Genomic DNA, 14,801 nt, shown 5'->3' with positions numbered 1-14,801 from the left:
ACCGCTTATTGCTCCGCGCGGTTGGGGCGATTAGCTCAGTTGGTAGAGCGCTTCGTTTACACCGAAGATGTCGGCGGTTCGAGCCCGTCATCGCCCACCACTCCTCCTTTGAAATTATCAGGCGCTTCGGCTCGTTCGGTCCGAATTGCGAAGTTCGCCAAGGTCCAATGGACCTGGATGGACGGCCGGATCATCGGCAAAAACCGCACATGGCACGATCGGGGGCGGATCGGCTCGCGTTCTATGCGGTCACGTCAAGGAAGCATGAATTCAATTTGCAGCCGCTGCTGCAGCAGCGCTGCATCTGGCGCCCACCGCCATACGTCCGCGGGAGATGCGACAGCAGGCCGACAAGAATCGGCCTGCTGGTTGCGCCCTAGCCAGCGCTGCCGTCGCCCGACGGCATTTTCGCGATATGCGGGCCGATCCTAGTTCACCAGCCTGCCGCGATAGACGGTGCCTTCGGCCTGGCCGTCCGCGCCGCGCGCGACGGCAACACGATCGAGCTGCGGGAAGTGATCCTCCATCTGCTCCCAGATCCAGCGCGCTATGTTCTCGATCGACGGAACGGAAAGGCCCTCGATGTCGTTGAGATACGTGTGATCGAGAGTTTTGCGAACGATTTCGATTCGCTTCTCTACCTCGTAGAGGTTGGCCGGCCAGCCGAAAACGGGATCGGGAGCGCCAACCAAATGGACGCTGACCCGAAACGAATGACCGTGGAGCCCGGAAAATGGCGGCAATTGATGCGCTGCCTCGAAAGTAAACTCCTTGAACGTCTCAACCATTTGCAGTCGTATCCATCTGAATTCTATTTAAAGCTCGTGCGCAATCTGCCATCGGACGTCCAACGGGTCAAACCGGATAAAGCGCATGCGTCGACTTCCGGGCCGTGGCACATTAGGAAATTCGCATTCTATTAATACGTTGTTCAGCGAGCTCAGGCACCATCTGAAACAGCGCGACAGCACCAGGAGAGCACGCCAATGTACCACGTTCCGTCTTCAATCTTTCGCGCCCTGGCGGTGGCGTCGTCGATAGTGCTGATTGCGCTCTCTGCCGCCAATGCCGAAGAGGGAAAACTCGGGACTCCCAAGGGTACTCCGATCCTGACAATCGAAGGCAAAATTGGTGTCACCAATGCCGACGGTAAGGCGCAGTTCGATCGCGACATGCTCGAGGAGCTTGGCGTCACATCATTCGAGACGATGACACCATGGTTTACCGGCAAGGTAAAATTCGAAGGCGTCCCGCTAGATAAGATCATGAAGCTCGTTGGCGCCGACGGCGACGAGGTCGTCGCGGTAGCACTCAACGACTACAGCACGACGCTCCCGCTCAAGGATTTCGCGGAACATGGCGTGCTGCTGGCTCTCAAGCGTGACGGTCAGTACATGCCAGTCAGCGACAAAGGCCCGCTCTTCATCGTCTATCCCTACGACAGCGATCCCGCGCTACAGAGCCAACAGTTCTATTCGCGCTCGGTATGGCAGCTTGCCCGTCTGATCGTGCGGTAGGGAACCCATGTCATGGGTTCCTTGTTTGCGCCTGGTTCCCGCCGCGCGTTCGCATTCCACCTGCTCAAGACACTCCTGATCGGAACCATCGCCGCTTTCGCCGTTGCCGCAGCGTATCTGTCGTTCGTGATCTATGAGCGCCAGGCATCGATCGGCAAGATCTCCAGATATGACGTGGCGTGGAGCGCCAGCCAGGGGATGAACGAATATCTGCGGCTGTCGCAGCGCGTCACCGCGCTTGCGGCCTCCGGGAGCGAACCTCTCAAAGCCGAGGTGCAACTTCGATTCGACATCCTGAAGGGCCGACTCAGCCTGTTCACAAGCGGCCAGTTCCAGACCTTCGTGAGCGAAGCGGCAGAGCGGGAGGAGACGGTCCGCCGGCTGTCCGAGCTCATCGCGGAACTGGACGGCGTGATGAGCCGCATCGGCGAACCTGAAGTCGCCCGATCGGCGGTGCTATCGATGGCACCGCTGGAAACGGACCTCATCGGCCTCGCCTCGGAAGCCAATCAGTACAGCGCCATCCAGATGGCGAAGGTCGACAACGAGCTGCTGCGACTGCACAGCAATTTCTCCGCCGTTGCGGTTGGTTTCTTCCTTTGCAGCCTGGCCTTTATCGGCTTGCTCGGATGGCACAATCGCCTGCTGACGCATACCTACGATGCGCTGAACACCGTGAACGCAGACCTGCGGCGCACCTCAAAGGATCTGGAGGGTGCGAACGCTGCCGTGCTTGAAGCCAATCATGCCCTGGCAACCCAGAACGGCCTGTTCGACGCGGCCTTGAGCAACATGTCGCATGGGCTTTGCATGTTCGATGCCGACGAACGGCTGATCGTGAGCAATGGCAAGTTCGCCACCATGTACGGGGTCCCGCCGGAAAGCCTGCCGCCCGGGACAACGCCGGAACAGGTCAAGTTGAGCTCGATCAAGGCAGGGACTTCGACGCAGCAGAGCGCCGAGCTCGCCTATTGGAAACAGCAACAGCTGATCGACCACCGCAAGCCCGGCATCCTGCTGCAGAAGCTGACCGATGGCCGCATCATCTCCGTGAGCCACCAGCCGATGGAGCGAGGGGGCTGGGTCGCGACCTACGAGGACATCACCGAACGTCACCAGGCGGAAGAACGCATCGCCCATATGGCGCGGCATGACCCGCTGACCGGGCTTCCCAACCGCCTGCTGCTGCGCGAGCGCCTGGAACAAATTCTCATGCAAGGTCATGGCCACCAGAAGGACACTGCGGTCCTTTGCCTCGACCTGGACAATTTCAAGAACGTCAACGATACGCTCGGCCACCCTATCGGCGACGCATTGCTGCGCGAGGTCGCGTCCCGCATTTCAAGCCTCGTGCGCGATGACGACGTGGTGGCCCGACTTGGCGGTGATGAATTCCTCATCGTCCAGCCGGCAGTCGGACGCGACGAGGCGGGCCGGGTGGCGCGGCGCCTCATCGAAGCCCTCGAACAGCCGTATCAGCTTGATGGGCATCTGGTGGTCGTCGGCGCCAGCATCGGCATTGCGCTTGAATCGGAAACCAAGACCGGCCCTGACGACTTGGTGAAGAATGCGGATCTTGCGCTCTATCGGGCCAAAAGCGACGGGCGCGGGACCTATCAATTCTACAAGCCGGAGATGGATGACCGGCTGCAGCGTCGCCGCATGCTTGAACTCGACCTGAGAGCTGCCGATTTCGACAAGGAGTTCCAACTCGCCTTCCAGCCGATCATCAATCTTCAAAGCAAGGCAGTCACGACGGTGGAAGCTCTGCTGCGATGGCCCGGCTGCCAACGTGGCCACGTTTCACCGGACGAGTTCATCCCCATCGCCGAAAGCACGGGCCTGATCGTGCAGCTAGGCGCTTGGGTGCTGGAAGGTGCCTGCCGAGAAGCCATGAGCCTGCCGGGCAATGTCAATGTCGCCGTCAATCTGTCGCCGAGCCAGTTCCGGAGAGGTAATATCGTCGAAACCGTTTCCGCCGTGCTGGCGATGACAGGCCTGCCAGCCGAGCGCCTCGAACTCGAGATCACGGAATCCCTCCTGCTCGACGACAGCAAGGAAACCTTGCATGCCCTGAACCGGCTCCATTCGCTGGGAGTCCTGATCTCGCTCGATGATTTCGGGACGGGCTATTCGTCGCTCAGCTACCTCAGGAACTTTCCGGTCGACAAGGTCAAGATCGACCGCTCGTTCATCGCGGAGATCGCCGGCAACAGGGATCACATGGCCATCGTCAGTGCGATCGTGAACCTGGCCCATGCACTGGAAATAACCACGATCGCCGAGGGCGTCGAAACCGAAGAACAGCTCCTGATCGTTCGGGCCACCGGATGTGATGCGGTTCAAGGACACTTCTTCAGTGCGCCGAAACCGGCTGCTCAACTCCGCAAATATCTCGAAAAGCCACACGACAGGCTGACCCTGGCCTAGACGTTGCGCATGCAGCGGGCGGTGGATGCTGCGCGTGGGACGGGTTCCCGGGAACCACCCTGCTGCCTCGATCATGGGGCTTGCTACGGCGATGCCAGAGGTTGAGAATTCAGCAATCGTTAACCTTACCGCTTCTTAGCTGTGATGCATGATCGATGCGCCTGTCTCTCAGTTGCCAGGTCGGATAAGCCGAAATGATCGGGCAGCAGAAGCTTGAGTCGCGGGGACGGATGTTCAGCAAGCTCAGTGCATTTTCAAACCGCAAGTGGTTTCAGGTTACACTCCTGACGGTAGCCGGCACTCTCGCATACATAGCTATTTCGTGGGCCCTGCAGGCCCTCGTTTTCGGCGGCGCCGACGCCGTTCGTCCGGGCCTCCTGACCGCCTTCATTCTCCCGGTCCTGTTCATCGCGCCGCTGCTTGCCTTCCTCGGCCTGAAACTGCACGAGAATGCGTCACTGAAGCAGCAATACGCGCAAGAGCTTGCGCATGACAGCCTGACCTCCTGTCTCAACGGAACGCTTTTCTCGGCAGCAATCGACGTTTTCGCGACGGGAACCGGCCGGCGAAAGGGCGCGCTCCTGATGGTCGACATCGACCATCTGAAGAGGATCAACGAGCACATCGGCTACAGCGCGGGAAACCAGGCGATCAGTGTCATTGCGGGCATCATCCGGAGCACGGTCCGGAGCGGCGATCTGGTCGGCCGCATCGGCGGCGACGAATTCGGCGTATACCTGCCCGGCGCCAGCAAGGAAAACGCCGAAAAGGTCGCGGAACGCATTCGTCATGCCGTGTCCGAAGTGCGCTTCGAACCCAGCGGGTCGAACTGGCCGCTGACGGTCAGCGTCGGCGCGGTGCTGTTCGAGACGGAGGCTACTGCCGACGACCTGCTTGTTGCTGCCGACCACCAGATCCGGATTGCCAAGGAAAAAGGCCGCAATCGCATCGAATCGACCCGCCTGCCGGACAGCCGTTCGTCGTCCCGGCCTTCGCTTCACTGACCATCTCCCCAAGGGGACGGATCCCTCCGCTGAGACACGAAGCGTATGCTCAGCGCGAAGGCCCCGGGAGCCGATGCCTCCGACGGTTCCGCAAAGCTGTGACGGCAAAGCATCCCTGCCCCAGCGTCATTCGCAAATCTCGTAGGCAGTGTGGATTTTCTTGCTCCTGCAGGCCAATAGCTGAGCATGACATTGCCTGCTGCAGGCGATTGGGTGTTGACCTTTGATCCATCTGGCCATCCGATCACGGCCAGCAGAATCCAACCAGGGCGAAATGCGGGATACTTCAGGGGTGACCAGGGAAAGTGCAGCAGAGCGTCACGCGATCAGTGCGGACCTGATCGCGGTGCTCGTCGCAGCCCCCAACGGCAACCCGGTGGTGCTGACCGTCAAGGATGGCTCCGCCCTGCCCTCCGGTCCGTTCGAACTTATCCACCGCTCGCTGCAATCGGGCCTGCGCAACTGGGTGGAGCAGCAGACCGGCCATCCGGTCGGCTATATCGAACAGCTCTATACCTTTGCCGACCGTGACCGCAGCAGCGACGAACCGGCCGGCCGGGTTATCTCGATCAGCTATCTTGGCCTGACGCGCGAAGAACCCTCGCACCGCACCCCGCCAGGAAGCTGGCGCAACTGGTACGAGTTCTTTCCATGGGAAGACCATCGTGAAGGCGCACCTGAAATCATCGGCGACATCATCGTGCCGCGCCTGCGCCAGTGGGCCGACGAGGCCGAGCAGCAGGACGAGCGGCAGAACCGCCTGCGTCGCGCCGCAGGCGCCTTCGGGTTCGACGATCGCCACTGGAACGAAGAAATGGTGCTGCAGCGCTACGAATTGCTCTACGAGGCAGGGTTGGTCGAAGAGGCGGTTCGCGCACGGGGCGCCAAGGTTGCAGCGACCGTTCCCGGCCGGGCCATGACCGGCGACCACAGGCGTATCCTGGCAACCGGGATCGGGCGCCTCAGGACCAAGATCAAATACCGTCCCGTGGTGTTCGAGCTGATGCAGCCATCCTTCACGCTGCTGCAACTGCAGCGCGCGGTCGAAGCGCTGGCCGGCGTGACGGTCCACAAGCAGAATTTCCGCCGTCTCATCGAACAGCAGGACCTCGTCGAGGAGACCGGCGAAATGAGCGCCGACACTGGCGGACGCCCGGCGAAACTGTTCCGCTTCCGTCACTCCGTGCTCGACGATCGCCCGGCCGCCGGAACCAAATAAGCAAATCACCGCTTGACAGGACTTATGCTCATGCTAAGCATATGTCCTTATTATACTCAACTAGAGCATAATAAGGATGACGATGTCTGGCATGACCCTTTCCGCCGCCTCGCTCTATGACCGCGTCCAGCGCGTCATTCCCGCCATCGAATGGCCGGTGTTTTCCGACGACATCGACGCCATTCTGAAGCTGAAGCGCGAGCGCAACGCCGTCATCCTGGCGCATAACTACCAGACGCCGGAAATCTTCCATTGCGTCGCCGACATCGTCGGCGATAGCCTGGCGCTCGCCCGCAAGGCGATGGAGGTCGAGGCCGACGTGATCGTGCTCGCCGGCGTTCATTTCATGGCCGAGACGGCAAAGCTGCTGAACCCGTCCAAGACGGTGCTGATCCCCGACATGCGCGCGGGCTGCTCGCTGGCCGATTCGATCACGCCCCAAGACATCCGCCTGCTGCGCCAGCGCTACCCCGGCGTGCCTGTCGTGACCTACGTCAACACCTCGGCCGCGGTGAAGGCCGAGTCGGACATCTGCTGCACCTCGGGCAATGCCAAGGCGGTCGTCGAATCGCTCCGCGTGCCGCGCGTACTGATGCTGCCCGACGAGTACCTGGCGCAGAACATCGCCAAGCAGACCGATGTCGAGATCATCGCCTGGAAGGGCCATTGCGAGGTGCATGAGCGCTTCACCCCCGAAGACATCCGCGAGATGCGTGCCGCCCATCCCGGCGTCACCGTGCTGGCACACCCGGAATGCCCGCCGGAGGTTGTCGCCGAGGCCGATTTCGCCGGCTCGACCGCTGCAATGTCGGACTATGTCGGCAGGGAGAAACCGGCACGCGTCGTGCTGGTGACGGAATGCTCGATGAGCGACAACGTCGCGGTCGAGCACCCCGATGTCGAATTCATCCGGCCCTGCAATCTCTGCCCGCACATGAAGCGGATCACGCTCGGCAACATCCGCTCGGCATTGGAGCGCAACGAACATGCCGTGACCATCGACCCCACAGTTGCTGTGCGCGCCCGCCTGGCGGTCGAGCGGATGCTCGCCGTATGAGCTTCGATTTCCGCGCGCTTTCCGGTCGGCCCGTCATCATCGGCGGCGGCCTGGCCGGGCTGATGACAGCGCTGGAGATGGCACCGGAGCCGGTCGTGCTGTTGTCAGCGGCACAGCTCGGCTGCGAAGCGTCGAGCGCGCTGGCCCAAGGCGGGCTCGCCGCCAGCATCGGCAGCGACGACAGCCCTGCCTTGCATCTGGCCGACACACTGGCAGCCGGCGACGGGCTTAGCGACGAAGTCGTGGTCAGGCGCGTCGTCGAGGCGGCGCCTGCCGCAATCGCGAAGCTGGAACATTTCGGCGTTGCTTTCGACCGGGCAACGGATGGTGGGCTGCATCTTGGGCTGGAGGCCGCGCATAGCCGCCGGCGTATCGTGCATGCAGCCGGCGCGGCCACCGGAAGCGAGTTGATGCGGGCGCTTGTCGCAGCCGTCAGGCGAACTGTTTCGATCACGGTTGTCGAGGGTTTCGAAGCCCGGCGGCTGCTGGTCGAGGACGGCACAATCGCAGGCGTGCTCGCTACCGGCGCATCGGGCGACCTGGTGCTTGCAACCAGTCGCGTGGTGCTCGCCACCGGCGGTGTCGGCGGACTGTTCCATGACACCACCAATCCGCTCGGCTGCTTCGGCCAGGGACTGGCGCTTGCGGCACGTGCGGGAGCCGCACTCGCCGATCTCGAATTCGTCCAATTCCATCCGACGGCGCTCGACGGGCCGCAGCGCCCAATGCGGCTGATCAGCGAAGCGGTGCGCGGCGAAGGCGCCATACTGATCGACGAGACCGGCCGGCGTTTTCTTGCCGACCTGCCAGGAGCGGAACTTGGTACGCGTGACGCCGTGGCGCGCGGTGTCCACCGCCATCTGGCACGCGGCCACCGCGTGTTCCTCGATACGCGCGCCTGCCTGGGCGCAAGCTTTGCCGGCCGCTTCCCGGCCATTGCCGGTTACTGCAGCGAGGCCGGCATCGACCCCGCGGTCGATCCGATCCCGGTACGGCCGGCGGCGCATTACCACATGGGCGGCGTCGCCGTGAACGCAGAAGGCCGCAGCTCGGTGGCGGGCCTGTGGGCCTGTGGCGAGGTCGCCTCGACCGGCCTGCATGGCGCCAACCGGCTAGCCAGCAATTCGCTGACCGAAGCGGTGGCGATGGCGGGCTGGGTGGCCGAAAGCGTGGCCGCCTCGTCGAGCATGGAACGGAAGACCATTGCAATTCCTGCAGCAGCACCTGCACGCGCCGATCCCGCACCGGTTCGCAGCATCGTCTCGCCCGCGCTGGGCGTGTTGCGCGACGGCGAAAGCCTGCGCGAAGCGGCGTCGACGCTGCTGCCTCTTGCCAGGGGAAGCACTTCAGCCGCAGAGCCGGCGGCGGTGGCGCTGATGATGGTTGTCGCCGCCCTTCGGCGCGAGGAAAGCCGCGGCGCGCATTGCCGGGCCGACTTCCCGCTTCGCGGTGCTGTCGCACGCCGCTCGAAGATCACGTTGGTCGAGGCACTGGAAACAGCTGCAGCAATCGACGCCACGCCGCTTGCACGGAGCGCCTGACAGATGAACCTCTCGCCCCTGCCCCAAATCATGCTCGAGCCGCTGGTCCGCGCGGCACTTCTGGAAGACCTCGGCCGCGCCGGCGACATCACCACCGACGCCGTCGTGCCCGCCGACCACCGGGCGACAGTCGTGCTCGCGGCGCGCCAGCCGGGCGTGGTCGCCGGGCTGGATCTGGCGGCACTCGCCTTTCGGCTCATCGACCCGGCCATCGATATCAAGGTCGCCAGCCCGGACGGCAGCGTGCTCGCGGCCGGCGATGTCATCGCCACGCTCAGTGGACCAGCGCGTGGACTTCTGACCGCCGAGCGCGTCGCGCTCAACTTCCTTTGCCATCTCAGCGGCATCGCCACCGCCACCGCAGGCATCGTCGAGGCCGTGCGCAGCCACAAGGCAAGCATCGTCTGCACCCGGAAAACCACGCCGGGCCTGCGCGCGCTGGAAAAATACGCGGTGCGAGCAGGCGGCGGCTCCAACCACCGCTTCGGCCTCGACGACGCCGTGCTGATCAAGGACAACCACATCGCCATCGCAGGCGGCGTGAAGCAGGCGATCGAGCGGGCCAAGGCCAATGTCGGGCATCTGGTGAAGATCGAGGTCGAAGTCGACACGCTCGAACAGCTGGATGAAGTGCTGGCGCTCGGCGTCGACGCGGTCCTCCTCGACAACATGACGCCCGAGACACTTGCCCGCGCTGTGAAAATGGTCGGCGGCCAAGCGATCACCGAAGCGTCGGGGCGGGTGAACCCGACGACGGCGCCTGATATTGCGGCTAGTGGCGTCGACCTCATTTCGGTCGGCTGGGTGACGCACAGCGCGCCGATCCTCGATATTGGACTGGACACGGCCCCTTGACGGGGGCAATGGTCCCGCCCCGGGTGGGCATGGCAAAGACACATCTTGGCAATGGAGAGCGCATGAACGCCGATTTGCACCTCAATGCAGCCGCGACTGAGATCAACGGGGCGCATCCCCAGTGGAGCCGCGCGGAAGCGCAGGCGATCTACGACCTGCCCTTCAACGACCTGCTGTTTCGCGCGCAGACGGTGCATCGTCAGAATTTCGACCCCAACCGGGTGCAGCTTTCGCGCCTGCTGTCGATCAAGACCGGCGGCTGCCCCGAGGATTGCGGCTATTGCAGCCAATCGTCACGTCACGAATCCGGCCTCAAGGCCTCCAAGCTGATGGAAGTGCAGCGCGTTCTCGCCGAAGCCAAGAAGGCGAAGGACGCCGGCGCGACGCGCTACTGCATGGGCGCTGCCTGGCGCAGCCCGAAGGAGCGCGACATGGATGCCGTCGTTGCCATGATCGAGGGCGTCAAGGAACTCGGCATGGAGAGCTGCATGACGCTCGGCATGCTCGATCTCGGCCAGGCGCAGCGCTTGAAAGAGGCCGGCCTCGACTATTACAACCACAACATCGACACCTCCGAACGCTACTACAACGAAATCATCACCACCCGCACCTTCGCCGACCGTCTGGACACCCTCGCCAACGTCCGCGACAGCGGCATCAAGGTCTGCTGCGGCGGCATCGTCGGCATGGGCGAGGAGAAGGCCGACCGCGTCGACATGCTGGTGACGCTGGCCAACCTGCCCGAGCATCCCGACAGCGTGCCGATCAACATGCTGATCCCGATCGAAGGCACGCCGCTGGGCGAAGCCGAGCCCATCGAGCCGATCGAGTTCGTGCGCACTATCGCACTCGCGCGCATCATGATGCCCAAGTCGCATGTCCGCCTGTCCGCCGGGCGCACGGCGATGAGCGACGAGATGCAGGCGCTGTGCTTCTTTGCCGGCGCCAACTCGATCTTCGTCGGCGACACGCTGCTGACCGCCGAGAACCCCGGGGAAGACAAGGACACAGCGCTGTTCCGCCGTCTCGGCATCCAGCCGATGGAGCGCGACGCCAGCGCATCGGCCCGAGAATCGGAACCGATTCTCGGTGGGCACGATGCGCAAACTCAAAGTGATAGAGCGTCCTTTGCGCGTCCCGCAGGACGCGCGGCGCTCTAATGAATGGACGAGCCCTGCTCGACCGCTACGAAGCCAGCCTGCGCGGGCTGGCCCGCAAGAGTCGGCTGCGGGCGCTCAGCGGCCGCGCCGGGCTCGACTTCGCCTCCAACGACTATCTCGGGCTCGCCGGCTCGAAGCGTTTGGCCGACTCCGTTGCCACCGCACTCGCCAACGGTACGCCTGTCGGCGCCACGGGCTCGCGGCTGCTGCGCGGCAACGATCCCGAGCACGAGGCGCTGGAAGAGAAGGCTGCAAAGTTCTTCGGTACTGAGCGGGCGCTGTTCTTCGGCGGCGGCTATGTCGCCAATTTCGCCGTGCTGACGACCCTGCCGCAGAAGGGCGACCTGATCGTGCTCGACGAGCTGATCCACGCCAGTGCCCATGAAGGCGCACGCGCCGGCCGCGCCGAAGTGGTGGAAGCCAGCCACAACGATGCCAATGCGGTCGGTGACGCTATCAGTTCCTGGCGTGACAAGGGCGGCACGGGCCGGCCGTGGATCGTGGCCGAAAGCCTCTACAGCATGGATGGCGACCGCGCCCCGCTGGACGAATTGATGGCCGTTGCCGACCGGCACGACGCCTTCCTGTTCGTTGACGAAGCGCATGCCACCGGCGTCCATGGCCCTGATGGGCGCGGGCTGGCGCATCACCTCGAAGGCCGCGACAATGTGGTTGTGTTGCACACCTGCGGCAAGGCGCTGGGCGGCTCCGGGGCACTGATCACGGCGCCGGCGGTGCTGTGTGACTACATCATCAACCGTTGCCGCCCCTTCATCTATGCCACGGCGCCCTCGCCGCTGATGGCGGTGGCGGCCATGGAAGCGCTCGATATCCTCGCCGACGAACCCGGACGCCGGGAGCAACTGGCCGGGCTTGTCGCGCTGGCAGGAAAACGAGCACAGGCACTGGGTTTCAACCCAAGCGGCTCGCAGATATTGCCCATCATCGTCGGCGACAATGGCCGCGCCATGGCACTGGCCGAGGCGCTGCAGGCGCGCGGCTTCGACGTGCGTGGTATCCGCCCGCCGACCGTGCCGGAAGGCACGGCCCGGCTCAGGATCTCGCTGACGCTGAACATCGGCGAGGACGACGTTTCGGCGCTGTTCGACGCCCTCGCCGAGGAATGGGACCGATGAGCCAGGCGATCGTCGTCACCGGAACCGACACCGGAATCGGCAAGACCGTGTTCGCCGCGGGCCTCACCGCCCTGCTCGACGGCGTCTACTGGAAGCCGGTGCAATCGGGCATCGAGGAGGAGACCGACAGCCAGATCGTCGCCCGGCTGTCCGGCGTGCCGGCTGAACGCGTGCTGCCAGAGGCCTGGCGCCTGAAGGAACCGCTGTCGCCGCACCGCGCCGCCGAACTCGACGGCGTGGAGATCGATGCCGATGCGCTCACCTTGCCCACAACCAACCGTTCACTCGTTGTCGAGGGCGCGGGCGGGCTGATGGTGCCGGTCAACCGGCGGACGCTCTACATCGACGTCTTCGCGCGCTGGCGCGCACCGGTGGTGCTGTGCGCCCGCACCGGGCTCGGCACGATCAACCACACGCTGCTGTCCATCGAGGCGTTGCGCAGCCGCGCGATTCCGCTACTGGGAATAGCCTTCATCGGCGACGAGATGGCCGACACACAGCGAACCATCGCCGAAATGGGAAAGGTGCGCGTGCTTGGCCGCCTGCCCCGGCTCGACCAGCTGACGCCCGAAACACTGGCTGAAGCCATGCGCGCGAATTTCAAGACAGCCGACTTCCTGGAGGCCAGGCGATGAGCCGTTCAGCCGTCTGGCATCCCTTCACCCAGCACGCCACGGAACCGGTGCCGCCGACGATTGTCCGCACCGAGGGCGCTTATGTCGAGACATCAGATGGCAAGCGCATCCTCGACGCGATCTCGTCCTGGTGGGTCGTCACCCACGGCCACAGGCATCCGAGGATCGTCGAAGCGATCCGAAGCGCGACCGAAACGCTCGACCAGGTGATCTTCGCCGGGCTGACCCACGAGCCGGCGGAACAGCTTGCGTCTGAACTGGTCGAGATGGCGCCAGCCGGCCTCGACTGGGTGTTCTATTCCGACAGCGGCTCGACCAGCGTCGAGGTGGCGCTGAAGATGGCGCTCGGCTTCCATCGCAACAATGGCGACGCCCGCTCGCGCATCGTCGTCATGGAGCACAGCTACCATGGCGACACCATCGGCACGATGAGCGTCGGCGCGCGCGGCGTGTTCAACGCCGCCTACGACCCGCTGCTGTTCGAGGTCGACACCATCCCTTTCCCCGCGCCGGGTCGCGAGCAGGAGACGCTCGACAACTTCGAGGCGCTGACCCGCGACGGCAAGGCCGCAGCCCTCATCGTCGAGCCGCTGGTGCTGGGCGCCGGCGGCATGCTGATGTATCCGGCCGGGGTGCTGATCGAACTCAAGCGCATCGCCGAGAAATCGGGCACGCTGCTCATCGCAGACGAAGTGATGACCGGCTGGGGCCGGACCGGGACGATGTTCGCCTGCGAGCAGGCGGGGATAGCGCCAGACATCCTCTGCACCTCCAAGGGCCTGACCGGCGGCTCAGTGCCACTCGCGGCGACGCTGGCAACCGACGCGGTGTTCCGGGCGCATTTCTCCACCGACCGCGCCAAGACCTTCTTCCATTCGAGCTCTTATACGGCGAACCCGATCGCCTGTGCTGCCGCGCTCGCCAATGTCGCGATATGGCGCGACGAGCCGGTGGCTGAGCGCATCGCGGCGCTGTCGCGGATGCAGGCCGAGAAGGTCGCGCGGTTCGGCGATGACCCGCGCTTCGAGAATGTACGCACCGCGGGAACCATCGCCGCGCTCGACCTGCGCGTCGGCAAATCAGGCTATCTCGCCGAGGTCGGGCCCAAGCTGCGCGCGTTCTTCCTCGAGCGCGGGTTGCTGGTCAGGCCACTTGGTAACGTCATCTATGTGCTGCCGCCCTACTGCGTGACGTCAGGCGAACTCGACCGGCTCTATGACGCCGTGGACGAGGCCGCCAACCTCGCGGGCCGCGCCGCGTGAACCGCTCGGCCCGTATCCTCGGCTTGGGCCACCATGTACCTGGCCGCAAGGTAGGCAACGCCGAGATCGAGGCCAGCCTCGGTCTCGATGCCGGCTGGATCGAGGGCCGCACCGGCATCCGCTCGCGCTTCTGGGCGGAACCCGGGGACACACTGTCGGGACTGGCAGCCAAGGCCGGAGACATGGCGCTCGAAGCTGCCGGCATTGCGCGCAGCGACATCGGCCTGCTGCTGCTCGCCACCTCGACGCCGGACCACCTGCTGCCGCCGAGCGCACCGCTGGTGGCGCACCGGCTCGGCCTTGCCAATGCGGGCGGCGTCGACCTCGCCGGCGCCTGCGCCGGATTCATCTACGCCATGACCTTCGCCGACGGCTTCGTGCGGCTGCACAACAAGCCTGCGGTGGTCATTGCCGCCAACATCCTCAGCCGTCGCATCAACCCGGCAGAACGTGCGAGTGCCGTGCTGTTCGCCGATGCTGCCGGTGCCGTGGTGCTCGGCCCATCCGACGACCCCGGCCACGGCATCCTGGGTGCGTCGTTGGCAGCCGACGGCGGCGGCTATGGCCTGATCCAGATTCCCGCCGGTGGTAGCAACCGACCCTTCGCCGACGAACTCGACATTGCCGAGACACGCATGACCATCGCCGACGGACGCGCGGTCTTCGCCAAGGCTGTCGAGATGATGAGCCGCTGCTCGACAGATGCGCTCGCTGCCGCGGGCCTGGACACTGCAGCCGTCAGCCGCTTCGTGCCGCACCAGGCCAATGCCCGCATCTTCAACGCGGTGGGCAAGTCGCTTGGCATCGCCGATGACAGGATCGTCAAGACCATAGCCAACTACGGCAATTCATCGGCCGCAACGATCCCGCTGTCGCTGTCGCTGGCGCACCAGGCAGCGCCGTTCCAGCGAGGCGAAAAGCTGCTGCTTTCAGCAGCCGGCGCGGGCCTGACCGGCGGTGCGCTGGTGGTGGGCATGTAAGAAGC

Annotated in this window: 13 protein-coding genes and 1 tRNA gene; 13 read left to right on the top strand and 1 reads right to left on the bottom strand. The window is 64.4% G+C overall.

Going from position 1 to position 14,801, the window contains the following annotated elements:
* The first annotated feature begins 24 nt into the window (after positions 1 to 24).
* A tRNA-Val gene (locus tag WHT83_RS14185) sits at positions 25 to 100 on the top strand.
* Between the two features lie 328 nt (positions 101 to 428).
* Here WHT83_RS14185 and WHT83_RS14180 read toward each other — a convergent pair.
* Positions 429 to 788 (bottom strand): 6-carboxytetrahydropterin synthase, encoded by a 360-nt coding sequence (locus tag WHT83_RS14180; protein ID WP_108608433.1) that lies wholly within the window; start codon positions 786 to 788, stop codon positions 429 to 431.
* Between the two features lie 198 nt (positions 789 to 986).
* Between WHT83_RS14180 and WHT83_RS14175 the strand changes: the two genes are divergently transcribed.
* The 12 genes from WHT83_RS14175 (at position 987) to WHT83_RS14120 (ending at position 14,796) form a co-directional block, all read left to right on the top strand.
* On the top strand, positions 987 to 1,517 hold the full coding sequence (locus tag WHT83_RS14175; protein WP_108608434.1) for a molybdopterin-dependent oxidoreductase: 531 nt from the start codon (positions 987 to 989) through the stop codon (positions 1,515 to 1,517).
* Between the two features lie 12 nt (positions 1,518 to 1,529).
* The gene (locus WHT83_RS14170; RefSeq protein WP_318761934.1) at positions 1,530 to 3,947 is read left to right on the top strand and encodes a bifunctional diguanylate cyclase/phosphodiesterase; all 2,418 of its coding nucleotides are present in this window, start codon (positions 1,530 to 1,532) and stop codon (positions 3,945 to 3,947) included.
* Positions 3,948 to 4,141: 194 nt separating this feature from the next.
* Positions 4,142 to 4,951 carry a GGDEF domain-containing protein gene (locus WHT83_RS14165; RefSeq protein WP_183261755.1) on the top strand — a complete coding sequence of 270 codons (810 nt, stop codon included), beginning with the start codon at positions 4,142 to 4,144 and terminating at the stop codon, positions 4,949 to 4,951.
* Between the two features lie 274 nt (positions 4,952 to 5,225).
* Positions 5,226 to 6,170 (top strand): NrtR DNA-binding winged helix domain-containing protein, encoded by a 945-nt coding sequence (locus tag WHT83_RS14160; protein ID WP_183261757.1) that lies wholly within the window; start codon positions 5,226 to 5,228, stop codon positions 6,168 to 6,170.
* A gap of 82 nt (positions 6,171 to 6,252) precedes the next feature.
* A complete protein-coding gene (gene nadA / locus WHT83_RS14155) occupies positions 6,253 to 7,227 on the top strand; it encodes a quinolinate synthase NadA (protein ID WP_406871516.1) in 975 nt (324 codons plus the stop codon).
* The gene (locus WHT83_RS14150) at positions 7,224 to 8,768 is read left to right on the top strand and encodes an L-aspartate oxidase (protein WP_406871515.1); all 1,545 of its coding nucleotides are present in this window, start codon (positions 7,224 to 7,226) and stop codon (positions 8,766 to 8,768) included. The genes nadA and WHT83_RS14150 overlap by 4 nt, the downstream gene beginning before the upstream one ends.
* A 3-nt stretch (positions 8,769 to 8,771) precedes the next feature.
* Positions 8,772 to 9,623, top strand: a complete 852-nt coding sequence (nadC, locus tag WHT83_RS14145; protein ID WP_406871514.1) for a carboxylating nicotinate-nucleotide diphosphorylase — start codon at positions 8,772 to 8,774, stop codon at positions 9,621 to 9,623.
* 62 nt (positions 9,624 to 9,685) lie between these two features.
* The gene (gene bioB / locus WHT83_RS14140; protein WP_406871513.1) at positions 9,686 to 10,783 is read left to right on the top strand and encodes a biotin synthase BioB; all 1,098 of its coding nucleotides are present in this window, start codon (positions 9,686 to 9,688) and stop codon (positions 10,781 to 10,783) included.
* Complete coding sequence (locus WHT83_RS14135) at positions 10,783 to 11,919, top strand: 8-amino-7-oxononanoate synthase (protein ID WP_406871512.1); 1,137 nt, start codon at positions 10,783 to 10,785, stop codon at positions 11,917 to 11,919. Before bioB ends, WHT83_RS14135 begins: the two co-directional genes overlap by 1 nt.
* Positions 11,916 to 12,554 (top strand): dethiobiotin synthase, encoded by a 639-nt coding sequence (bioD, locus tag WHT83_RS14130; RefSeq protein WP_406871511.1) that lies wholly within the window; start codon positions 11,916 to 11,918, stop codon positions 12,552 to 12,554. Before WHT83_RS14135 ends, bioD begins: the two co-directional genes overlap by 4 nt.
* Positions 12,551 to 13,816 (top strand): adenosylmethionine--8-amino-7-oxononanoate transaminase, encoded by a 1,266-nt coding sequence (locus tag WHT83_RS14125; protein ID WP_406871510.1) that lies wholly within the window; start codon positions 12,551 to 12,553, stop codon positions 13,814 to 13,816. Before bioD ends, WHT83_RS14125 begins: the two co-directional genes overlap by 4 nt.
* Positions 13,813 to 14,796 (top strand): beta-ketoacyl-ACP synthase III, encoded by a 984-nt coding sequence (locus WHT83_RS14120; RefSeq protein WP_406871509.1) that lies wholly within the window; start codon positions 13,813 to 13,815, stop codon positions 14,794 to 14,796. The genes WHT83_RS14125 and WHT83_RS14120 overlap by 4 nt, the downstream gene beginning before the upstream one ends.
* Positions 14,797 to 14,801: the final 5 nt, after the last annotated feature.

Source organism: Aminobacter sp. P9b, from assembly GCF_045345995.1.
GTDB classification, from domain to species: domain Bacteria; phylum Pseudomonadota; class Alphaproteobacteria; order Rhizobiales; family Rhizobiaceae; genus Aminobacter; species Aminobacter niigataensis.
This window is presented reverse-complemented; position numbering and strand designations above follow the sequence as displayed.